Source organism: Glutamicibacter sp. MCAF14 (assembly GCF_052114325.1).
In the GTDB taxonomy this organism is placed as follows: Bacteria; Actinomycetota; Actinomycetes; order Actinomycetales; family Micrococcaceae; genus Glutamicibacter; species Glutamicibacter arilaitensis.
This window is the reverse complement of record NZ_JBFREO010000001.1, coordinates 168737-191091: the sequence shown is the minus strand read 5'-3', so window position 1 is coordinate 191091 and position 22355 is coordinate 168737. Positions and strand designations below refer to the sequence as shown.

Annotated in this window: 20 protein-coding genes; 7 read left to right on the top strand and 13 right to left on the bottom strand. The window is 62.5% G+C overall.

The genetic code is table 11. The features are described from left to right. Both AB4Y71_RS00910 and AB4Y71_RS00905 read left to right on the top strand, forming a co-directional pair. On the top strand, window positions 1-1215 hold the full coding sequence (locus tag AB4Y71_RS00910; RefSeq protein WP_441717257.1) for an acyl-CoA dehydrogenase family protein: 1215 nt from the start codon (window positions 1-3) through the stop codon (window positions 1213-1215). Between the two features lie 136 nt (window positions 1216-1351). After that, complete coding sequence (locus AB4Y71_RS00905) at window positions 1352-2401, top strand: CobW family GTP-binding protein (protein WP_441717255.1); 1050 nt, start codon at window positions 1352-1354, stop codon at window positions 2399-2401. A gap of 89 nt (window positions 2402-2490) precedes the next feature. Here the strand turns inward: AB4Y71_RS00905 and AB4Y71_RS00900 are convergent, their stop codons facing one another. The 5 genes from AB4Y71_RS00900 to AB4Y71_RS00880 all read right to left on the bottom strand — a co-directional run bounded on the left by AB4Y71_RS00900 (window position 2491) and on the right by AB4Y71_RS00880 (window position 7976). Then, a complete protein-coding gene (locus AB4Y71_RS00900) occupies window positions 2491-2697 on the bottom strand; it encodes a hypothetical protein (RefSeq protein ID WP_441717253.1) in 207 nt (68 codons plus the stop codon). An 86-nt stretch (window positions 2698-2783) separates the two neighbouring features. Beyond that, window positions 2784-3620, bottom strand: coding sequence for a bifunctional allantoicase/(S)-ureidoglycine aminohydrolase (locus tag AB4Y71_RS00895; RefSeq protein WP_441717251.1), 837 nt, complete (start codon window positions 3618-3620; stop codon window positions 2784-2786). Window positions 3621-3630: 10 nt separating this feature from the next. Beyond that, complete coding sequence (locus AB4Y71_RS00890; RefSeq protein WP_441717249.1) at window positions 3631-4884, bottom strand: DUF6986 family protein; 1254 nt, start codon at window positions 4882-4884, stop codon at window positions 3631-3633. Next, a complete protein-coding gene (gene aceB / locus AB4Y71_RS00885) occupies window positions 4881-6512 on the bottom strand; it encodes a malate synthase A (RefSeq protein WP_441717248.1) in 1632 nt (543 codons plus the stop codon). The genes AB4Y71_RS00890 and aceB overlap by 4 nt, the downstream gene beginning before the upstream one ends. Before the next feature lie 78 nt (window positions 6513-6590). Next, entirely contained in the window at window positions 6591-7976 is a 1386-nt protein-coding gene (locus AB4Y71_RS00880; protein ID WP_441717246.1) for an NAD-dependent malic enzyme, read from the bottom strand. Window positions 7977-8194: 218 nt separating this feature from the next. On the opposite strand from AB4Y71_RS00880, the gene AB4Y71_RS00875 reads away from it, so the two are divergent. Beyond that, window positions 8195-8968 carry an IclR family transcriptional regulator gene (locus AB4Y71_RS00875; RefSeq protein ID WP_013350632.1) on the top strand — a complete coding sequence of 258 codons (774 nt, stop codon included), beginning with the start codon at window positions 8195-8197 and terminating at the stop codon, window positions 8966-8968. 12 nt (window positions 8969-8980) lie between these two features. Here AB4Y71_RS00875 and AB4Y71_RS00870 read toward each other — a convergent pair whose 3' ends face one another. Both AB4Y71_RS00870 and AB4Y71_RS00865 read right to left on the bottom strand, forming a co-directional pair. Continuing rightward, window positions 8981-10834 carry an ABC transporter ATP-binding protein gene (locus tag AB4Y71_RS00870; RefSeq protein ID WP_441717244.1) on the bottom strand — a complete coding sequence of 618 codons (1854 nt, stop codon included), beginning with the start codon at window positions 10832-10834 and terminating at the stop codon, window positions 8981-8983. A gap of 274 nt (window positions 10835-11108) precedes the next feature. After that, window positions 11109-11705 carry a TetR family transcriptional regulator gene (locus AB4Y71_RS00865; protein ID WP_441717242.1) on the bottom strand — a complete coding sequence of 199 codons (597 nt, stop codon included), beginning with the start codon at window positions 11703-11705 and terminating at the stop codon, window positions 11109-11111. Window positions 11706-11898: 193 nt separating this feature from the next. Between AB4Y71_RS00865 and AB4Y71_RS00860 the strand changes: the two genes are divergently transcribed. Together AB4Y71_RS00860 and AB4Y71_RS00855 are read left to right on the top strand one after the other, a co-directional pair. Further along, the gene (locus AB4Y71_RS00860) at window positions 11899-12930 is read left to right on the top strand and encodes an aldo/keto reductase (RefSeq protein WP_441717241.1); all 1032 of its coding nucleotides are present in this window, start codon (window positions 11899-11901) and stop codon (window positions 12928-12930) included. 75 nt (window positions 12931-13005) lie between these two features. Continuing rightward, window positions 13006-13800 (top strand): carbon-nitrogen hydrolase family protein, encoded by a 795-nt coding sequence (locus AB4Y71_RS00855; RefSeq protein WP_441717240.1) that lies wholly within the window; start codon window positions 13006-13008, stop codon window positions 13798-13800. A gap of 3 nt (window positions 13801-13803) precedes the next feature. Here the strand turns inward: AB4Y71_RS00855 and AB4Y71_RS00850 are convergent, their stop codons facing one another. Further along, window positions 13804-14688, bottom strand: coding sequence for an alpha/beta hydrolase family protein (locus AB4Y71_RS00850; RefSeq protein WP_441717238.1), 885 nt, complete (start codon window positions 14686-14688; stop codon window positions 13804-13806). A gap of 131 nt (window positions 14689-14819) precedes the next feature. On the opposite strand from AB4Y71_RS00850, the gene AB4Y71_RS00845 reads away from it, so the two are divergent. Then, window positions 14820-15845 carry a Gfo/Idh/MocA family protein gene (locus AB4Y71_RS00845; RefSeq protein ID WP_441717236.1) on the top strand — a complete coding sequence of 342 codons (1026 nt, stop codon included), beginning with the start codon at window positions 14820-14822 and terminating at the stop codon, window positions 15843-15845. Between the two features lie 42 nt (window positions 15846-15887). Here the strand turns inward: AB4Y71_RS00845 and galE are convergent, their stop codons facing one another. The 5 genes from galE to AB4Y71_RS00820 form a co-directional block, all read right to left on the bottom strand. Next, a complete protein-coding gene (galE, locus tag AB4Y71_RS00840) occupies window positions 15888-16847 on the bottom strand; it encodes a UDP-glucose 4-epimerase GalE (RefSeq protein WP_441717234.1) in 960 nt (319 codons plus the stop codon). After that, window positions 16844-18040, bottom strand: coding sequence for a galactokinase (gene galK / locus AB4Y71_RS00835; protein WP_441717233.1), 1197 nt, complete (start codon window positions 18038-18040; stop codon window positions 16844-16846). The genes galE and galK overlap by 4 nt, the downstream gene beginning before the upstream one ends. After that, window positions 18037-19152 carry a galactose-1-phosphate uridylyltransferase gene (galT, locus tag AB4Y71_RS00830; protein ID WP_441717231.1) on the bottom strand — a complete coding sequence of 372 codons (1116 nt, stop codon included), beginning with the start codon at window positions 19150-19152 and terminating at the stop codon, window positions 18037-18039. Before galT ends, galK begins: the two co-directional genes overlap by 4 nt. Continuing rightward, window positions 19149-19940, bottom strand: coding sequence for a DeoR/GlpR family DNA-binding transcription regulator (locus tag AB4Y71_RS00825; protein ID WP_096282740.1), 792 nt, complete (start codon window positions 19938-19940; stop codon window positions 19149-19151). Before AB4Y71_RS00825 ends, galT begins: the two co-directional genes overlap by 4 nt. Before the next feature lie 288 nt (window positions 19941-20228). Further along, window positions 20229-20831, bottom strand: a complete 603-nt coding sequence (locus AB4Y71_RS00820) for a TetR/AcrR family transcriptional regulator (RefSeq protein ID WP_441717229.1) — start codon at window positions 20829-20831, stop codon at window positions 20229-20231. 181 nt (window positions 20832-21012) lie between these two features. On the opposite strand from AB4Y71_RS00820, the gene AB4Y71_RS00815 reads away from it, so the two are divergent. Next, a complete protein-coding gene (locus tag AB4Y71_RS00815) occupies window positions 21013-22353 on the top strand; it encodes an ABC transporter substrate-binding protein (RefSeq protein WP_441717227.1) in 1341 nt (446 codons plus the stop codon). Window positions 22354-22355: the final 2 nt, after the last annotated feature.

Genomic DNA, 22355 nt, shown 5'->3' with positions numbered 1-22355 from the left:
ATGACTTCTCCAGCCAACCATTCCGATTTCTTCCTGCTCGACACGGACTTTTCTTCCGAAGAACTGGCGATCCGAGATCGCGTGCGGGCCTACGGCACCAGCCAGGTGCAACCGGTCATCAATGAATACTGGGAACGCGCCGAATTCCCCTATCAGATCCTGCCGGGCCTCAAAGATCTCGGCGTCGTCGGCACCTTCATCGAGGGCTACGGCTGCCCGGGCCTTTCGCGTCGCGCGTCGGGGATCGTCGCCCGCGAGATGGGACGTATCGACGGATCGATCAACACCTTCTTCGGTGTGCATTCGAATCTGGCCATGGGATCGATCTACATGCTCGGCAACGAAGAGCAGCGCCAGCGCTGGCTGCCGCAGATGGCCGCATTGCAGAAGACCGGTGCCTTTGCCTTGACCGAGCCAACCCACGGCTCGGACTCCGTATCATTGGAAACTTCTGCCCGCCGCGATGGGGACAGCTGGATCCTCTCGGGCCACAAACGCTGGATCGGCAACGGAGACCAGGCGGATGTCACCGTGGTGTATGCCCGCGACGTGGCCGATGGGAAGGTCAAGGCCTTCGTCGTGGAGAAGGATCCTGAGCACGGTTTCCCGGCCGGCTACCGCCCGCAGGTTATCGTGGGCAAGGTGGGCAAGCGCGGCATCATGCAGGCTGATATCGAAATCGAGAACGTGCGCATCCCGGCCGATAACCGGCTGGAGCACTGCGAATCATTTTCCGGGGTGAACCGGGTACTGAAAGCGACCCGCGGCGGCGCTTCGTGGGAGGCGCTGGGCCACGGCATTGCCGCCTTCGAGCTGGCGACTTCCTACGCACTGGAGCGCGAACAGTTCGGCGCGCCGATTGCCAGCTACCAGCTGGTCCAGGAGAAGCTGTCCACCATGCTTTCGGACCTGGTGGGCATGCAGTTGATGTGCAATCGCATGGCCGAACTGCAGGAACGGGACGAGTTCACTGCTCCGATGGCTTCACTGGTGAAGATGACCACCTCGCGCAAAGCCTTGGCGATGTGCCGCGAAGCCCGCGACATGATGGGCGGCAACGGGCTGCTATTGGAAAATCATGTCTCCCGCCATCTGACCGACATGGAAGTCGTCTCGACCTACGAAGGCACCGACTCGGTGCAGGCCCTCATTGTCGGTCGCGATATCACCGGGCTTTCCGCGTTCACTCGAACCCGCAGCTCGGTGCTCTCGTAGTTCATCGGCCGTGCGGGAGCCTCCGGATGCCGCTGGGAGCTCCGGCACGATTCGCTAACGCGTGTCAGCTTCATTTGGCGTGGTGCAACGGGGAGAATGGAAGCGGTCTGCCTGTCGAAGTGAAAAGGAGCCGGCATTGATCCCCGTCATCGTGCTCACCGGTTATCTGGGTGCCGGAAAGACCAGCCTGCTCAACTGCTTGCTGAACCGCCCTGGCACCCGCGTCGGCGTCATCATCAATGACATCGGCAAGGTCAATGTGGATACCGGGCTGATTACCGGGCAGATCGACGCGGCCGAATCCATCGCCGGCGGCTGCGTGTGCTGCCTGTCCGATAGCAGTCCGCTCGATGAACTGCTCGAAAAGCTGGCCCAGCCGCGCCTGCGCCTGGACGCGATCATCGTGGAAGCCAGCGGGGCGGCCGACCCGTTGAACGTGGATCGGCTGCTGCGCTTCGGCAAGGCCGACGGGGTGCGTTTCGGCGGCATTATCGACGTGATCGACGCCGTGGAGCATGAGCACACCGTGGATACTTCGGCGATGGCACCGGCACGCTTCAACGCCACCAGCATGGTGGTGGTCAACAAGCTGGACCGCATTGCCCCAGAGGACCGTGACACGGTCCTGGCCCGGATCAGCGGACGAATCCGCGAAATCAACCCGCAGGTGGCCATCGTTCCGGCATCGCACGCCGCCATAGATCTCGAGCTGGTCTTCGACATCGCCATGGATGAAGACCCTGTCGACGAGTTGCCCCTGGCCGCCGCCTCGCGCCCGCACCATGATCACGCTCATGCTGCGCACGCCAACGCGGTGACGGTGCACTGCCCCGAAGCGGCAGATGCAGGAGCCGTATTGGACCTGCTTGAGCACCCGCCGGCTGCTGCCTACCGGCTCAAAGGCCATGTGAAGCTGCGCACCGATCGCGGCACGAAGCGCTTCTTGATTAATATGGTGGGCCGGCAGATCCACTTTGCCGAAGCCACCGCCACCAGCGACCCAGCCGATGACGCACTGGTCGCTGTCGGCATGGGGCTGGATGAAACGGTGGTCGGCGCGGCGTTGGCTGGGGCCTTGGAACCTGCGCGCCAAGATCCTTCTCCGCGCAATCTCACCCGCTTGGAACGGCGGCTGATTCTAAGCAGCAATGCTGGCGATGACGCGGCCGAAGTTGACGCGTCCTAGCTGGAGCAGCCCTGGTGCCTTGCCGATTGGCGATGAGACCAAGGACAACGAGTTTACCTAAGGAACTCTTGTCGCCGAGATCAGCCGGATCAAGCTTCTTTCAGCACGGCGTTCTTCAACAGCTTCACGACAGCAAACCCCGCCAAAGATGCTGTTCCGGCCCAAATTACCAAGCCTTCTTTCAAAGCACTGGGGTCAGTGAATAGTGCTGGCACAGCCAGGATCACGGTTATTGCGCCGAGCACCATCGTGGCAAACGCGGCATAGAAAGCTATTTTCATTTGCCTTTCCTCCACTGCATCTCGAATATGCCTCAATCCAATCACAGGCTGTGGGCAATGCGCGAGACCCTGGCTGACCAAGCTTCTTTTCGCACCATCGCCTACAAAGCGATCTGGCGGTTCTGATCCTTGTAGAGCAGGTAGCGGAAGTTTTCCGGGCCGCCGGCGTAGCAAGCCTGCGGGCAGAAGGCGCGCAGTGACATGTAGTCCCCGGCTTCGACCTCGACCCAGTCGCCATTCATCCGGTACACGCCCTTGCCTTCCAGCACGTACAGGCCGTGCTCCATGACGTGGGTTTCGGCGAACGGGATGGACGCACCTGGTTCGAAGGTCACGATATTCACGCCGAAGTCGAAGGCCACATCGTTGGGATCGAGCATTCGGGTGGTGCGCCATTTGCCATCGGTGCCCGGCATCGGGCCAGGCTCGATGTCGCGTTCGTTGCCCACGACCGGGCCCGGTGCGGCCACGCCTTCGAGCACTTCGTAGCGCTTGCGCAGCCAGTGGAAGCTGGTCAGCTCGGTGCCATCGTTGCGCGCTGACCAGGTAGCGCCGGCGGGCAGGTAGGCGAAGCCTCCGTCGACCAGCACATGCTCGGTGCCCTCGATGAGAAGGGTCAGCTGCCCGGTGAGCACGAAGATGAATCCCTGCACCTGGGCCTGCGGTTCCGGCTTGGTGGCGCCGCCTCCCGGGGCGACTTCCACGATGGCTTGGGAGAAGGTGGTAGCGCCGCCAGCGACCGGGCGGTTCAGCACCCAGGCGCGGGTGTTGGTCCACTCGGGGAAGACGCTGGTGACGATGTCGCGCAGCACGCCCTTGGGGATGACGGTGTAGGCCTCGGTGACGATGGCGCGGTCGGTGAGCAGGTCGCTCTGCGGCGGGTGGCCGCCGAACTTCGAGAAGTACGACGAGGAGTTCTGGATGGCTGGAACAGTCATGGTGCAGTCCTTAGGCGTGGGAGCGATTCAGCGCGATCGCTTCGAGTTCGGGCAGGGTGATCTGGGCCAATTCGGTAACCTCATCGGCGGTGACAGCACCGCAGGCGACCCCGCGGTGGATGTAGCGGGCCAGGGCACGCGCGGTGGCTGGTTCGTCCATGATGGCCGAGCTGATCTGGTGGACGTAGTTGCGCAACCGGGCGCCAGCTGCCTGCAGGCCTTCGCGGAAGAAGGCGAAGGTCGCCAGGTAGCGGGTGACCAGGTGGTTTTCGTGCATATCCCAGCCCTGGTAGATGCCGCGGGACAGGTGGCGGGCCACCAGCCGGGCGTGCAGTTCCCAGGCGGCCGCGATGTTCTCCGGGTCGCCGGCCGGGATGATGTTGGTGGAACCATCGGACAGTTCCACGCCGGTGCCGGCCACGGCTACCTGCATGACATCCTTGGCGAAGTCCGCCACCGGATGCTCCATGGACTGGTAGCCGGCGGCCACGCCGAGCGAAGCGGAGTAGTCGTAGGTGCCGTAGTGCAGCGAGGAGACCCGTCCCTTGCCGGAGGCGATCAGCTGGGCAACCGGATGGGTTCCGTTGGCCGCCAGGATCACCTGCGGGGTTTCCACCTGCACTTCGAAGCGGATCCGCCCCTCTTCCAGGCCGTGGGCCTGCTCCAGCTTTTCGGCCAGGAAGACCATGGACTCCACCTGGGCCACGGTGGTGACCTTCGGCAGGGTCAGGCGCAGGCCTTCGGGAAGCGGCCCGTTTTCCAGCAGCCGGGTGATGAACAGGTCCAGGGTGCGGATGCCGCGGGCCCGGGTGGGGGCCTCGAAGCATTTGAAGCGGATGCCGATGCAGGCCGGAGCCTTGCCAGCGGATACCGCCGCGGACACCGAGTCGGCGGCAGCGATGACTGCTGCGTCCTCCTCGGCATCCGGGCGGTTGCCGTAGCCGTCCTCGAAATCGAGGCGCAGGTCTTCGATGGGTTCGCTAACCAGTTTCGCGGCGACCAGCTCGCCCAGGCGCTCGGGCTCGGCCAAGTTCAGCTTCGCGGCGAGCTCGGCCAGGCCTGCGGCGTCGCCCGCGGCGGCCAGGGCGTTGGCACCCCAGGCGGCAGGCAGATCCGCGGTGTACTTGTCCCCTGGGACGTACACGGTGTGGATCGACTGGCGCGCGCCGGAGTCTCCCGGGTAAGAGGTTTCCAGCAGCCGGTCGGTCGCGGCAAGCTTGGTTTCTACGCTGGCTAGCGTGGTCTCATCGAAGGTGCTGCTCATGGCTTGGTCACGTATTCCTTTTCCAATAGTTCATAGGCTCCGGTGGTGAGGAAGTCTGCGAAATCCTCGTCCTTGCCGCTGGTCAGTTTGGCGATCAGCTCTGCTGCTGGCTGGTAGTAGGCATTGAAGTGCTCTTCATTGCCCACCTCGCCGCGCAGGCGTTCAACTTCTTCGGCAAGAATGCCAGCGACCAGTTCGGCGGTGATGGTGTTGCCGGTGTCGGCCGCGACCACCTTGTTGCGGATCTGCTGCCAGATCTGCGAGCGGGAGATCTCGGCGGTGGCGGCATCTTCCATCAGGTTGTGGATGGCGACCGCGCCGTTGCCCGAAAGCCAGACGGCCACGTAATTCACTGCCACGTAGAGGTTGGCTCGCACCCCGGCTTCGGTGACATCGCCCGGTGCACTGGCCACATCCAGCAGCTGGGCCGCGGTGACCTCTACCTCCGGGCGCTGGCGATCGAGCTGGTTCGGCATTTCGCCCAGCTTCGCGTCGAAGATTTCCTTGCACAGTTCCACCAGGTCCGGGTGGGCCACCCACGAGCCGTCGAAACCGTCATTGGCCTCGCGGGTCTTGTCCTCGCGGACCTTGTCGAAGGCGGCAGCGGTGACATCCGGTTCGCGGCGGTTCGGGATGAAGGCGGCCATGCCGCCCATGGCGAAGGCCCCGCGCTTGTGGCAGGTCTTGACCAGCAACTCGGTGTAGGCGCGCATCATCGGCGCGGTCATCGACACGGCCGAGCGGTCCGGCATGATGAACGCTTCGCCGGCTTCGCGGAAGGTCTTGATGATCGAGAACAGGTAGTCCCAGCGTCCGGCGTTCAGGCCCGCGGCGTGATCGCGCAGTTCGTAGAGGAACTCGTCCATCTGGAAGGCCGCCGGAATGGTCTCGATGAGCATGGTGGCGCGCACGGTGCCGTGCTCAATGCCCAGCTCGGCCTGGGCGAAGGTGAAGATCTCGTTCCACAGGCGCGATTCCAGGTAGTGCTCCATTTTGGGCAGGTAGTAGAACGGTCCCTGGCCGGATTCGGCAAGCACCTTCGCGTTATGGAAGAAGTGCAGGCCGAAGTCCACCAGCGCGCCAACGGCAGGCTTGCCGTCGATCAGCACATTGTTCTCCGGCAGGTGCCAGCCGCGCGGGCGGACCACGACGACCGCACGTGGCGCGTCGGTGCGCAGCGCGTAGGACTTTCCGCTCTTCGCATCGGTGAATGCCAGCGTGCCGCGGGCGGCGGCCGAGAGGTTGGAAATCGCGTCGATGACGTTGGCCCAGCTCGGGGTGGAAGCATCTTCCAGGTCAGCCAGCCAGACCTTGGCGCCGGAGTTCAGCGCGTTGATGGCCATCTTGGCCGGGGAGGCCGGGCCGGTGATTTCCACGCGGCGGTCGCGCAGTGCCTCGGGGGCTTCGGCGACCTTCCAGTCGCCCTCGCGCACGGCCTGGGTTTCCGGATCGAAGTCGATGAAGCGGGCATCGGAGAATTGCTGGCGGCGTACAGCTCGGGCGGCGAGCAGCTCGTCGCGGGTGCCGGCGAACTTCTGGTGCAGCTTCTCGATGAACGCCAGGGCTTCGTTCGAGAGGATCTGCTGCGCATCGGCGACGTCGGGGATGGCGGTGATTTCAATACTCATGGATTGCTCCTTGCTTCTTGTGCTCTGTTCCAATGATCGGTGCGTTGACGTGCACCTTGAAGGTCTTGCGCGCGGGGCCTACTTGCCGGCCGCCGCTTCTTGCACCGCTGTAGCGACATCGGCGGCGACCTGTGGGTCGAACACCGACGGGATGATGAATCCGGGGTTGAGCTCTGATGCGCTGACCCGGGCGGCAATGGCATCCGCTGCGGCTAGGAGCATGGCGTCGGTGATCTCGATGACCCCTGCATCCAGCAGCCCGCGGAAGAAACCTGGGAATGCCAGGACGTTGTTGATCTGGTTGGGGAAGTCGCTGCGGCCGGTGGCGACGACCTCCGCATGGCGGCCGGCAATCTCCGGGTCCACCTCGGGATCCGGGTTAGCCATGGCGAACACGATTGCGCGCTCGTTCATGGCGGCAATGTCGTTCTCATCGAGCACATTCGGTGCCGAAACGCCGATGAAGACATCCGCGCCGACCATGGCTTCCTTGAGGGATCCGGTGAAGTTCTCCGGGTTGGTGTTTTCCGATAGCCAGATGCGGTGCGCATCGGTGTAGCTCTCGTTGCGGCTGATCGCGCCATTGCGTCCGCAGGCGATGATGTTCTGCGCGCCGCGGGCCTTGAGCAGCTGGATGATCGCGTTGCCGGCCGCGCCGACACCGGAGACCACGATGCGCAGGTCCTCGATCTTCTTGTCCACGACCTTCACCGCGTTGAGCAGCGCGGCCAGCGTGACAATTGCGGTGCCGTGCTGGTCGTCGTGGAAGACCGGGATGTCCAGCTCCTCGCGCAGCCGCGCCTCGATCTCGAAGCAGCGCGGGGCGGCGATGTCCTCGAGGTTCACCCCGCCGTAGACCGGGGCCAGCGCCTTGACGATCTTGATGATCTCCTCGGTGTCCTGGGTGTCCAGGCAGACCGGCCAGGCATCGACATCGGCGAACTGCTTGAACAGCGCGGCCTTGCCTTCCATGACCGGCAGGGCGGCGGCTGGGCCGATATTTCCCAGGCCAAGGACGGCTGAACCATCGGTGACGACAGCGATGGTGTTGCGCTTGATGGTCAGGTTGCGTGCATCGGCGGGGTTCTCGGCGATGGCCAAGCACACGCGGGCAACACCAGGGGTGTAGGCGCGGGAGAGGTCATCGCGGTTGCGCAGGGCCACCTTGGGGGTGACCGAGAGCTTTCCGCCCAGGTGCATCAGGAAGGTGCGGTCCGAAATATTGCGCACGGTCACGCCATCGAGCTTGTTCAGCGCATCGCGCACGATTTCGCCGTGGGAGACGTCGGTGGTGTTGCAGGAAACGTCGACCACCATGTGGGTGTGGTGCGATTCAGTGACGTCCAAGGCGGTGATGTGGGCGCCGGCCGAGCCAACAGCACTGGCCAGTTCGCTGGTCGCCGTGATCGAAGCTGGCGTCTGTACGCGAAGCGTCAATGAATACCCCGGGCTTGGTGCTGTCATCAGTTCCTCCTGTAAAAAGTTTCCGTATAGTGGATACTATTATCCTCAAAATGAAAATACAAGAGCGTTTTGTAGCTCCGGGCACTATTCTTTGCTCGGTTAATTTCGGATCGTGGAAGGAATGGCTGATTTTACGCTATTCTTGGGACTAGAATTTCGCATTGCAGAAGTAATGCACAGAGCACTTCCAAAAACCAGTGCCTTTATGAGGAGCAAAGATGACGCAGGTTTCCAGCAAGTCCACCACCGGCGGTGTCCAATCCGTCGAACGCGCATTCGAGCTCCTGGAAGTCATCGCCCGCGCCGGCGGCGAGGCTGCGCTCAGTGAACTTGCCGCTGATACTCCCCTGCCATTGCCGACCATCCACCGCCTGCTGCGCACCCTGGTGGGCGTGGGCTACGTGCGACAGTTGCCCAACCGCCGCTATTCGCTGGGCCCGCGGCTGATCCGGCTTGGCGAGGTGGCGAACCGCCAACTGGGCGCCCTTGCTTCCCCTGCACTGAAGGACCTGGTCTCGAAGCTGGGAGAATCGGCGAATATCGCGGTGCTCGATGGCGATATGGTCACCTACATCGCACAGGTGCAATCAGCCCACTCGATGCGCATGATCACCGAAGTCGGACGCCGCGCAATGCTGCACAACTCCGGGGTGGGCAAGGCCGTGCTTTCGGTATTGGATGATGAACGCGTGCAGCGCTTGGTATCCCAGGCCGGAATGCCGCCGAAAACAGCCAACACCATCACCACTCTGGGAAAGCTGTTCACCGATGTCGAAGCCACCCGCGAACGCGGCTACGCCATCGACGAGGAAGAGCAGGAGCTGGGGGTCCGCTGCATTGCCGTCCCGGTACCCGGCGCCCCGACCCCGATGGCTATTTCGGTCTCCGGGCCGGTCACCCGCGTCGACGAGGCATTCATCGCCAGCGCCGTCCCAGAACTTCAGGAGGCCGCCGAAAAGCTGGGCCGCCAGCTGGTCGCCGCGGTGGACTAGCCCGCCGCAGCCCTACTGGGCGAACTGGGTTTCGTACAGTTCGCTGTAGCGTCCGCCCGAGGCCAGCAATTCGCTGTGCGTTCCGCGTTCGATGATGCGCCCGCCTTCGACCACCAGGATCTGGTTGGCCGAGCGGATGGTGGATAAGCGGTGCGCAATAATCAGCGCCGTACGGTTTTCCAAGGCTTCGCCCAGCGCGGCCTGGACCGCAGCTTCATTGGCCGAGTCCAGCGCGGCGGTGGCTTCATCGAGGATCACTACCTGCGGAGCGGCCAGCAACAGGCGCGCAATGGTCATGCGCTGGCGTTCGCCGCCCGACAGCCGGTAGCCGCGTTCACCCACTACGGTATCCAGGCCGTCGGGCAGCGACTGGATGACCGGCTTGAGCCGGGCACGTTCCAGCGCTTCCCAAATCTGCTCTTCGGTAGCTTCGGGCCGGGCCAAGGTGAGGTTGGAGCGGATGCTCTCGTGGAACAGGTGGCCATCTTGGGTCACCATGGACACCGTGGACCGCAGCGATCCGAGTTTCAGCTGGCGGATATCCTCGCCAGCCAATTCCACGCTGCCCGAATCCACGTCATACAGGCGTGCCAGCAGCGAAGCGATGGTGGACTTTCCCGCGCCCGAGGAGCCGACCAGCGCAAAGGTCTGCCCGGCAGGAATCTCGAAATTAATGTCGTGCAGCACTTCTTCGCCGTCGCGGGTATCCAAGACCGCCACTTCTTCCAACGAAGCCAGCGAAACCTTATCCGCACTCGGGTAGGAGAAATTGACCTGGTTGAACTTCACGCTGACCGGGCCGGCGTCCAAGGCGCGGGCATTGGGCGCATCGGCAATCAGCGGCTCAAGGTCAAGCACCTCGAAGACGCGGTCGAAGCTGACCAGTGCACTGGTGATTTCCACGCGGGCGTTGGCCAGCGCGGTCAGCGGAGTGTAGAGCCGGGTGAGCAGCATGCCCAGCACCACCACATCGCCGGCGGCCAAATCCCCGCGCACCGCGTACATGCCGCCCAGACCATAGACCAAGGCCAGGGCCAGCGCGGCAACGAGGGTCAGCGCTGCCACAAAGTAGAACTGGCGCATGGCCATCTTCACGCCGATGTCGCGGACCTTGCCCGCACGCAGGGCAAACTGCTCGGACTCGTCCTTGGGGCGGCCGAAGAGCTTGATCAAGGTGGCGCCGGGAGCGGAGAAGCGTTCGGTCATCTGGTTGCCCATGGTTGCATTCAGTTCCGCAGATTCACGGCGAAGCAGTGCCACGGACTTGCCGAAGTGGCGGGCTGGAAGCAAGAAGATCGGCAAGAGCACCAGCGCGATGAGCGTGACCTGCCAGGAGGTGGTGAACATGACCGCCGCGGTGAGAACCAGCGCCACGGTATTGGACACCAAGCCCGAGAGGGTTCCGGCGAAAGCGGACTGCGCACCGATGACATCATTGTTCAAGCGGCTGACCAATGCGCCGGTACGGGTTCTGGAAAAGAATGCGACCGGCATCTTCTGCACATGGTCGAAGACCGCGGTACGCAGGTCGTAGATGATTCCCTCGCCCAATCGCGACGAGAACCAGCGGACCACCACGGAAACCACTGAGTCCAGGATCGCGATGACCGCCATGATCAACGCGAGATTGATGATGATCCGAATCCCGGACTGGGCCACGATTTCATCGACTACTCGGCCGGCGAGCACCGGCGTGATGACGGCGAGCACTGCGGCCAGGATGGAGAAGAGCACGAATACCAGCAGGCGTGATTTGTAGCCGGCGGCGAAGCCGAGCACTCGTTTAGGCGTGGTGGAAGCGTAGGCCTTGCCCTTGTCGCCTGACAGTTTCCAAAGGGAATGCCAAGCGGCACTTTCCATGCTCATTCGTTGGTGCTCTCTATCTTGCTTGGGAACTCGGTGGGATCCACCTTTGACCATAATCCCAGCAAGCCACCTGCGACTTCTAGGTAGGTTCAGCTTACGTGCGCAAGGTACCCGAGCACAGCGATCTTGCCTAGGGCGCAAAGATCCGATCATCAACCGTTTGTTCGGCGGACTTTCCGATGCCTCAGGTCATGCCCAGCTGAGGATTCTCAACGGCCTACCACTTTCCCGAACGCCTTGGAAGTACTGCGCTTGCCTCGCTCAGCGTGCAGGATCAGGACTTTACGGCCCACTTGTCGTCAATCATCGCAGCGAAATCGAAGGCCTCATCCAAGACCTCGCGCAGGGTACGCTGCGGAGAATCAAGCCAGCGTACAAGCGCATGATCGAACAGGGTCAGAGCCAGAAGGGCCGAAGTTTCGGCCAGTCGGTGATTCGCGCAAAAGGGCGAAAGCGCCTGGGCCAAGGGCATCTGCTGTTCACGCCGGGATTCCTGCCAGCTGGATCGCAGCGCAGGGGTGCTCCAGACCAATTCGATACGGTCGCGCATGCTTTGCGGATCTTGCTCCGCAGCCACGACGGTTGCTTCGAAACTACGGCGCAGCAGTTCGAGCAGGCTTTCACCCGAGACGGAGGACATGGAGGCTACCATGCCGGAAAAGTGGACGTTCATCGAACGCAAGGCAGTTACTACGGCATCTTCCTTCGAGGAGAAGTACCGGAAGAAAGTCGCCCGGGAAATGCCGATTGCCTGGGCGGCCTGCTGTGCGGTCACATTCTCCATGCCGCGTTCGGCGAATACGGCGTATGCCTGTTGCGCCAACTCGGCTTTCATCTTCTCGCGTACCCGATCGCGAACCACATTGCCCATGGGCAAAATTTTACGCTGAGATCATCACCCAAAACTGAGACACCGTCTCTTACGCCATGTCAGAAGCTATTCAAGCACGGCGTGTCGCCAGGGTTAATGTTCATCAAGCTAAATAGTTTCGCAGATTAGTGCCATGTGTCCGCCCCTTCGCTAGGCTCGACTTCGGACTGAAATGACAACGAGAAGGATCCTCATGACCAATCAGCAGATCGCAACTCGCATCGACCTCGGCCAAGGGTTGAACGTCAACGCCCAGGGTTTTGGCTGCATGTCGCTGAGCGGACCCTACGGTTCTGCAGATGACCAAGAGTCCTTGCGCACGCTGAACCACGTGTTGGATCGCGGGGTCGCCTTCCTTGATACTGCCAATATCTACGGGGAGGGCCACAACGAGAAACTGCTCGCGCAGGTTCTGAAGATCCGACGCGAGGAAGTCACGCTGGCCACCAAAGCGGGAATCGTCAGGCCAAAGAATCCGGGTGATCCCCGCGCCAACGGCGATCCGGAATTCATCAAGAACTGCGTTGACGAAAGCCTGCAGCGGTTAGGTACAGAGCACATCGACCTCTACTACTACCACCGGGTGGATTCGCGCGTGCCGATCGAAGACACTGTCGGCGCATACAAGGAATTGGTTGAAGCTGGCAAGATCCGCCATATCGGCTTGTCCGAGGTGACTTCCAATGAACTGCGCCGCGCCCACCAAGTCCACCCGATTACCGCGATCCAGATGGAGTACTCGATCTTCAGCCGCGATATCGAACGCTGGCTGCTGCCGACCGCCGGCGAGCTCGGTGTGGGGCTGGTGTCCTATGCATCGCTGGGCCGCGGATACTTCACCGGCGAAGTGGATTCCCTCGAGCAGCTCGAAGCCCATGACATCCGGAGGAACTTCCCGCGTTTTGAAGCTGCCCGCATGGAGCAGAACGAACCCTTGCGCCAGATTATCCGTGATGTCGCGCAGCGCGAGCAGATCACTGCCGCACAGGTGTCGCTGGCGTGGGTCTACGAGCAGGCCCGCCAGTATCAGGTCGCCGTTTCCCCGATCCCGGGTACGCGCTTCATTGAGCATTTTGATGAGAATCTGCAGGCCTTGGACATCCGGTTGTCCAACGAATCAATGGGGCAGCTGAATGATCTGGCCGCCAAGGTTGACGGCGAGCGCCAGCAGGATGTCATGTCGGTGTCCAAGGGTCGTGAAGAACAGCAAATGGCCCAAATGTAGCTTCGCGCACCGCTACTGCGTAAAGTCGACAAGTGGGTGCATATCCCCTTATTAGCCGCAGGAAAGGAACCCACCATGAGAATCGCTTTGGCACAGGTGCTTAGCACCGCAGACCCGCAGCGCAATCTGGTGACGGTACGCGACTACGCACGCCAGGCCAAGAAGGCTGGTGCTTCACTGGTGGTCTTCCCCGAGGCCATGCAGGTGTCCTTTGCCCACGATATTTCCAAATACGCCCAGCCTCTGGATGGCCCGTGGGCAACCCTGCTGCGGCAGCAGGCCCGCGAAATCGGCATTACCATCGCGGCAGGAATGTTCACTCCCGGAGTTGATCAGCGGGTACGCAATACCCTGCTGGTTGCCGGCTCGCAGGTAGATACGCACTACGACAAGATCCATCTCTACGATGCGTTCGGCTACCTGGAATCGGATTCGGTAACCCCCGGGGATGCTCCGGTGCAGTTCGAGCATGAGGGCGCGAGCATCGGCCTGGCCACGTGCTACGACCTGCGTTTCCCGCAGCTTTTCGTGCATCATGCCAAGGCCGGAGCCAGTGTATGCATTGTCAGTGCATCGTGGGGTCAGGGCGACGGCAAGGTCCAGCAGTGGACCACGCTGGCCCAGGCCCGCGCCCTGGACTCGACGACGTTCGTGCTGGCGGTAGACCAGGCGGATCCAGAAAGCGTGGGACGCAAGATCAGCGGTGCCGCGCCGCTGGGCGTGGGGCACTCCATCGCAGTGGATCCGCTGGGCCGGGTCATTGCCCAGGCTGGCACGCAGCCCGAGTTGCTGGTGGTTGATCTGGATCTGGATTTGATCGATACCGCGCGCAAGCAACTGCCGGTGCTGGCTAACGCGGTGCAGTTCTAGAAGCTACTGTGCCTTCTGGCTTGCATCCTGCAGCCAGGCAAGAATTTCATCCCATGCTCCGGTGCCGACGCCTCGGCGCATCAGTCCGTGATGGCCGATGCTCTTGACCGAAAGACCTGCCGGCGTATAGGTCTTCCGCTCTACCTTCGCTGCACTGAGCTGGGCGGTGAGAAGATCCATTTGCCGCGGTGAAGCCCACAGGTCATCGCTGGCCCCTGCGGCGAGAATCGGAACGGTAGTCCGCGCGGCCCGTTGGGCAGCGTTCATGCTCGGATCATCGAAGAAGTAGTTCTTCTTGAGCGCCCAGCCAGACCATTCCATCATCGCCGCACGGGGCATGTCCTCGCCCAGTCCCAGCTTGGTACCGGGCATGTAGCCGAATATCGTGCTGAGTACCGGGCCAAGCACTTTCAGCACCATGTTGACGCGCAGCCGTTCATGCCATGGCTTGATGGTGCGAATTGAAACGACATGGCTGGAAATGATGGCCGCTGCATCCAGGTGCTCGGTGCCGAAGCCCAGCACCAGCGCGTGGCCGCCGAGGCTGTGCCCGATAGCGTAGTGCGGCAGGTCCGGGTACCGGTCTTTGGCCCAGTGCGCCACCGCCGGTGCGTCCTGCTGGATCCAGTCGCGCATTTTGAAGCGGCTGTTCTGCTTGGGCGGACCCGAGCGCCCGGTACCGCGGTAGTCATAGGTCATGGCCACCAGCCCGTTGGCCGCCGCATGCTGCGCGAAGGCGCGGTAGAAGCCCTGCGGGGTGGCGGTGGCCGAGTGCACAACCAGCACCGCCTTGGGAGCAACCGCGGGGGCATAAACCGTGGCTTGGACCGTGTCCTTGGCGGTGATCAGGATGCGCACCATTTCGGCGCTGGAGTACTGGGCCTGCATGCAGCCATCCTAGCCACAAGTTACCGATCGGTAAATAGTTGATCGGCATTCAAAATCCACTTTCCCGCAGGGGCTGGCTGAACTAGTCTGAGTAGTAGTCACCCTGCTTTTCCTGCCATCGGAGATCCCCCGTGAGCCTAGCGCTGCCCCAGTCCGTTCTGCCCCATCCTTCTACGGCGCCGGCGCTGAACTGGGGGATCCTGGGGCCGGGCTGGATCGCCTCGCAGTTCGCCACGTCGCTCAAGGAGCTGACCAAGAGCAAGCTTGCTGCCGTCGGGTCGCGCACCCTGGCACGCTCGGAGGATTTCGCCCGCACCTACGGGGATGACGGCACGCGCGCCTACGGCTCCTACGCCCAGGTGCTCGAAGACCCGGCAGTAGATGTGCTCTACATTGCGGTCCCGCACAGCGGGCATGCAGATCTTGCGCTTCAGGCGATCGCGGCGGGCAAGCATGTGCTGGTGGAGAAGCCGTTGAGCCTGAACGCCCAGCAGAGTGCCCAGATCGTCCAGGCAGCCAAGGCCGCTGGGGTGTTTGCCATGGAAGCCATGTGGTCGCGCCTGCTGCCCATCGGCAATGTGGTTTCCCAGGTGATCGCCTCCGGGATGCTGGGGCAGGTCATCACCGTGCAAGCCGACTTCGGCGCCAAGTTCCCGGTTGACTACGAGTCGCGGATCTACGACCCGGCGCTGGGCGGCGGCGCCTTGCTGGATGTGGGCATCTACCCCATCGCCTTCAGCGCCATGGTCTCCCCCGCCAAGCAGCTCCTGCATGCCTCGGGGCGCCTGGCCAAAACCGGTGTTGATGCGTCCTTCACCGCGGTCCTTGCCAATGAAGACGGTTCTACGGCCACCGTGTTCAGCAGCATCGAAACGGAATCGCCGCAGAGCGCATGGATTGCCGGAACCGAGGGAACCTTGGTACTGGAGCGTCCGATTTGCTGCGGATCAGGTTTGGTCCTGCGAAGTGCCGACGGGAATATCGTAGATAGCCGCGAGTTCACCGAAACTTCCCCTGCCGCAGGCCTGGGCTGGGAGGCGGCCCACGTGACCCAGTGCATTGCCGATGGCCTGGCCGAGTCCCCGGTCATGCCATTGGCTCAGTCTCTGGCCATCGCGCAGACCATGGATGAGATCGCCGCACGGCTGCGCGCCTAGGCCCAAGCAGGGCCCGGACGCGTCAGCCTCGTGCCGGGTGCGTCAGCGGCGGGCCGAAGCCTTCCACGCGCTGTGCACCATCTGCTCAAGGCTATGGCGCATCTTCCAGTCCAGGTCGCGGGCGGCCAGCGTGCCATCGGCAACGATGCGCGCCGGATCCCCGGGGCGTCGGGCCTCTTCGAGGGCGCTGAACTCGATGCCGGTCACCTTGGCCACCGCGTCCATGATCTGGCGCACCGAAACGCCATCGCCGGAACCCAGGTTGTAGACCGGCTCCAGCGGCGCATCCGCCTCAAGCTTCTTCGCGGCCTCGACATGGGCCAGCGCGAGGTCTGCCACGTGCACATAATCGCGCACGCAGGTGCCATCGGCAGTGTCGTAGTCGGTGCCGAAGATCTTCGGAGTCTTCCCTGCATTCAACGCCTGGAAGACCAGCGGGAACAGGTTGTGCGGGCTGGCGTCGTAGAGCTCGCCGCTGCCCGAACCGACCACATTGAAGTAGCGCAGCGAGGTGTGCTTCAACCCGGCGGCAACGCCCTGATCACGGATCAGCCATTCGCCCACCAGCTTGCTCTGCCCGTACGGGGATTCGGGGAAGGTGCCGGTGGCTTCGGTAACCAGGTCCTCATCCGGGGTGCCGTATACGGCGGCCGAAGAGGAGAAGACCATATTGTGCACGCGGGAGCTCTCCATGGCTTCCAGCAGATGCGCGGTGCCCGTGACGTTCTGCTCGAAGGCCAGCAACGGGTGCTTCACCGATTCGCCCGCGTACTTGTAGCCGGCCAGGTGGATGACCCCGGAAACGTCATGGCGCTTCATGATTTCCACGAGCTTTTCGGTCTGCAGGATGTTCAGCTGGTAGAACGGAACCTGATCGGGCACGAAGCCGCGCACGCCACTGGCCATCGAGTCCACGACCACCGGGTCAAGGCCCGCAGCGGACAGCGAGCGAACCACATGCGATCCGATATACCCGGCTCCGCCGGTCACTAGCCAACTCATGCTTTTCCTGCTCCCTCGTCTGCGATCACGGTGAAAATAGCCGGTTCAACATAGCCGGCCTGGTCAAATGCTTCACGCACCGCCTGGCTAACCTTATCGATGTGCTCGCGCTTGATCAATGCGATGGCGCTGCCGCCAAAACCTCCACCGGTCATGCGCGCGCCAATGGCTCCGGCGGCCATCGCAGCTTCCACCGCAACGTCCAGTTCCTCACTGGAGATCTCATAGTCATCGCGCATGGATTCGTGGGACTGGTACAGCAGTTTGCCCACGGCTTCCAGGTCCCCTTCGCGCAGTGCGAAGACGGTGTCCAGCACGCGGCGGTTCTCGGTCACGATGTGCATGGCCCTCCGCTTGGCTACCGGATCCTCGATGGCTTCAAGCTCGGCCACGGCGTTGACATCGCGCAGCGACTGTACTTCCAAGGCGGCGGCGGCCTGCTCGCAGCTGGCTCGCCGGGCGGCGTACCCGCCATCAACATGCGAATGCTCCACCCGGGTGTCCATCACCAGCACCACCGCATCGTGCTGTGCCAGCGGCAGTGGCACCGCCTGGGTTTCCATGGAACGGCAGTCCAGGAACAGGGCGTGCTGGGCGTGGGACATCAGCGAGGCGCTCTGGTCCATGATGCCTGTCGGGGCGCCGACGAACTCATTCTCGGCGCGCTGGGTCAACTGCGCCATCTGCACCTTGGACAGGCCCAACTCGTAGAGGTCATCCAACGCCACGATGGTTGCCACTTCCAGGGCGTGCGAGGAGGACAGTCCCGAACCCACCGGAACATCGGAGTCCACCAGCAGCTGGATCCCGCCGAGTTCCACCCCGTCGAGCTGGTTCAGCGCCCAGAGCACGGCCGCCGGGTACGCTGCCCAGCCGGGAACCGCGCGCGGCACCAGCTCATCGAAGGTGATGGAGGTGATCGGCGGGTGTTCCCCTGACCCGTAGGTAGACGCAAAATCCAGTGTCTGGCGATCCGCGTCGAGCTGCGTCTTGCGGCGCACAGCCACCAGCGCATTCTTGTCGATGGCGAAGGGCAGCACAAAACCCATGTTGTAGTCGGTGTGCTCGCCGATCAGGTTAACCCGTCCCGGGGCGCGCCAGATGCCTTCTGGCTGGTGCCCGTAGATCTTGGCGAACTTCTGGTGCAAAGCGGCCATGCGCTGCGTGGTTTCCTTGGAGTTGCTGATGCTCATGGCATGACCTCGCGCAGTCGTGCCGCGGTCTGCTCGGCTGGAACGTCGTTGATGAATGCACCCATGGCCGCTTCGGAGCCGGCCAGGAACTTGAGCTTGTCGGCGGCCCGGCGCGGGCTGGTCAGCTGCAGGTGCAGACGGGAAGCTTCACGTTCCTTGCCTGCCACCGGCGCCTGGTGCCAGGCGGAAATGTACGGGGTGGGAGTCTCATAGAGGGCATCGAATCCGCGCAACAGATCGCGGTACACCACGGCCAGCTCGTCTTTCTCCGCCTCATTGAGCGCGGCGAAGTCCGGCACGTGGCGATGCGGCACCAGGTGCGCTTCCAACGGCCAGCGTGCAGCGAAGGGCACGAACACGGAGAAGTGCTCGCCGGCAGCAACCATGCGCGTACCTTCCTTGCGTTCGAAGTCCAGGATGTCGCCCATCAGGGTGCGTCCGGTCTTCTCCAGGTGGGCCACCGCTTGGGCGGCCATCTTGGTGGCGGTCGGGGTCAGGTAGGGGTAGGCGTAGATCTGTCCGTGCGGGTGGTGCAGGGTCACGCCGATATCCTGGCCACGGTTCTCGAATGGGAACACCTGGGCAATGCCTTCCATCGCCGACAGGGCCGCGGTACGCTGCGCCCACGCGTCGATGACGGTGCGCGCCCGGGCATCATCCAGCGAGGCGAAGGAACCCTCGTGGTCCGGGGTGAACACCACGACTTCGCAGCGGCCGTAGGCCGGGGCAGGAACCTGCACCGGAGCAGCAGCCGGGATCCGGCCCAGATCCGGTCCCAGCGAGGGGAAGCGGTTCTCGAAAACCACCACGTGGAAATCCTCGGCCGGAATCTCGCTGTGGCGGCCCTGGGTACTAGGGCACAGCGGGCATTCTTCCTTGGGCGGAAGGTAGGTGCGCGACTGCCGGTGGGCCGCGACGGCCACCCAGTCTCCGGTCAACCGGTCGTAGCGCAGCTGTCCAGGTTCCCCACGCGGATCCAGCGCCCTGGCGTCGGGTGCCGGTTCGGGGGCGATGGCATTGGCATCGGCGAAGAAGATCGCCTCGCGGCCATCGGCCAGGTGATGGACCCGGTGTGATATCAGGCCAGAAGGGATCCTGCCGGTAACGCTCATGATTCGACCACCTTTTCAATTTTCAAGTTCTCGATGTGCTGGCGGAGTTCCTCGACGGCCGTCTCGTCCAAGCCGTCGTCGCTGACGAGTGTGTCGATTTCGTGCAATGGAGCACTGGAGTACAAACCGGCCAAGCACCATTTGCTGGAATCCGCGACGACCACGCGGCTGTCACAGCGTTCCAGGAAAAGTCGATTGACTTCCACCTCGAGCATGTTCGGTGTCGTGATTCCGTCCTGGACGCTGAACCCGTGGACCCCCATGAAGCATCGGTCGACGTGCAGTGTCCGCAGGGCCGCAGTGGCCAGTGGACCGACCAACGCGTCGGATACCGTTCGCAGGCCACCGGTGAGCTGCACGGTCTGGCCTGCAGCCGGGGCATCTTGTAGGAGGTCGGCGATGCGCGGAGAGTTGGTCACAATCGTGAGGTCGGGGACTGCCCGCAGCAGGCGGGCCACCTCATAGGTCGTAGTCCCCGACGTAAGGGAGATGGACATTCCTGGTTCAACCATTTGCGCCGCCGCACGGGCAATGGCCGCCTTCTGCGGCAACTGCAGAGTTGACTTGCGCTGGAATCCCGGCTCTTCAGCAGACGCAGATTCCTGGAGCAGTGCGCCTCCGTGGACCTTATGCAATTCGCCGTCCTTGACCAGGCGGTCCAGGTCACGGCGCACTGTCATGTGCGAAACGCCAAATTCCTCAGCCAACTGGGCTACCTTGACTGCACCGTTGGCACGAACTCTATCCAGAATCCGCCGTCGACGCTGGGTTGGGAAGTTCTCGCTCATCGGGACTCCTTGGCAGACAGGTTGAAATAACACGCTCCGTAAAGCGATACAACCCTAATTCAAACACACTCAAACATATTTGAACACATTTGAACACGTTTTCAACCAGACTCGTCCACTTGCCGGGCAGCCCGAGAACGTAGATATCAGCCCCGGAAATACTTCGGGATCATCGCTCCGGCGTGCCGCTGCAAGTGCTTCGCCCTGCTTGCGCCAAGTCCGCGCGCAGTGGGGAGCTGGATTTTCGCGCGGCTACGGCGCCCCGGAGCCAATTTCGGCAAACACCCCTCATGATTCAGGCAAAATGACCAGGTCCAGATACGCCTTGAGGGTGCCAGCCATGTCAACATCGTCGGGAGACAAGAGCCACTGCACTTGGATCCCGTCCCACAGGGCCAGCAGCGACGCTCCCGCCACATGCGGGTCCACCCCGGGGCGCAGCCGACCAATGCTCTTCATGAATTCGAATTCAGCGCCGTACTCGCCGCGCAAGCGCTCGAAGCGGGCCTTGAAATACGAGCGCGCCGGATGATCGGAAGTGGTTGATTCCCCGCAAAGGGCTGCGTAGAGCTCGATCAACTCCGCGGCACCCTCGTTGAATTGCGCTTGCTCGACAATGGACTGGGCAAAGCGCTCACCAGTGCCCGGCGTGCCGTCGGTGACGGCGTCGCGGCGCTTGAGAGCGGCAATGAGAAGTTCCTGCTTGTTCGGATAGTGGTGCAAAATGCTGGTTTGGCTCATGCCTGCCGCGTCGGCAACATCCTGCACAGTTCCGCCGCGATACCCCCGCGCGCCGAATACCTGGAGGGCAGCCTGGGCGATCTGTTCCCTTCGGGCTGCAGATTTGGCATATGGACCGCGCCGGCGGCGGCCGGATTCATTGCTCGTCACAGTTACTCAGTGTAGGTAGGCCCAGCAGTATTCGAAAATGATGCATCGGCCTAGCAAGCCAGCATGATCGGCAAACAAGAAATTTAACCAAAACTGAGTAATCACTCTATTTTTGCAGTAACCTATTTCACATGCCCTCGTCCCGGGCACCATAAAGAAAACTACTTTTAAGTGAGCACGGATGCCATTGACAACAAGACGCCGCCTTCTCAAGGCCGGCCTGGGCGCCGCCGCCCTGGGCGTAATGACTGCATGCGGCACCGCAGGCCCCCGGTCTGCAGATGCCATGCCAACCATTGCGCCGGCCGCCCCAGGAGAAAAAGTCAGGCTGACGTATTGGAGCTGGCTCAAGGATATCCAGCGAGTCGCAGATGCTTTCAACGCCATGCATCCGAATATCCATGTTGAGGCGGTTTGGATCCCCAGTGGAAATCAAGGCGGATACCCAAAGCTCTACTCTGCTCTCGCAGCAGGCGGAGGACCCGATCTGGCCCAAATCGAATTCCGCACCCTCCCGGAGTTCATGCTCGTCAATGGCGTCGTGGATCTCGCGGCGTACGGTGCGCAGCAGTACGCTCACCGATATGATCCGTCACTGTGGGGCCAGGTCAGTTTTCCCAACGGAATATTCGGCATGCCTCAGGATTCCGGGCCGATGGCAATGTTCTACCAGCCAGAAACTCTGGACAAAGTCGGCGCCGTCGCCCCGGAAACATGGGCGCAATGGGCCGAGATCGGGTCAGAACTGCGTCAAGCCAACAGCTACATCGACTGCTTCTCCCTCAGTGATGCCTCCTACTTCGTGTCCTACGCGGCACAAGCAGGAGCCCAATGGCTTCGGCCATCCGACGACGGCTGGGTCATTAATATGACCGACGACGCAACACTGGAAGTCGCCAGGTTCTTCGACCGGGCCATCGACGAAGATGTCGTAACTACCGCGATCTCGCCCTTCAGCCCGTCTTGGTATGCTGCGGCTGCATCCGGCCAGCTCGCCTCTGTCACCAGTGGGAACTGGGCTGATGCGCTTGTCAGCTCTGTCGCTGGCGGACAGGGCAAATGGAGGGTCGCATCGATGCCGAAGTGGACCCCGGGCGGATACGGCTCCAGCTACCTGGGCGGATCGACGGTTGCGGTTCTGGCTAATAGCCGCCATCCGCATGAGGCCTTGGAGTTCGCCGCCTGGATGACGTCCACGGAAGCCGGGATCAACAACGAAATCGCGCACAGCGGCATTGGCTGGTCACCGGTTCCGGGCATCATCGGCGAGTCGCGCGAAGGCCCCTCCGAATTCTTCGGCGGGCAATCGTACAACAAGCAAGTCATTGTCCCAGCCAGCAAATCGCAGAATCCCAATTGGAGCTGGTGGCCGGTCACCCAGCAATCCTTCAATATCCTTTCCGACGGATTCCGCCGGAAAGCCGCCGGAACCAGCTTGGTCGATTCGGTGGTATCCGCAGAGCAGGAAATCATTGCGGTATTCCGCAACAAGGGCCTGAAGATCCGCAAGGAGGCATCGTGAGC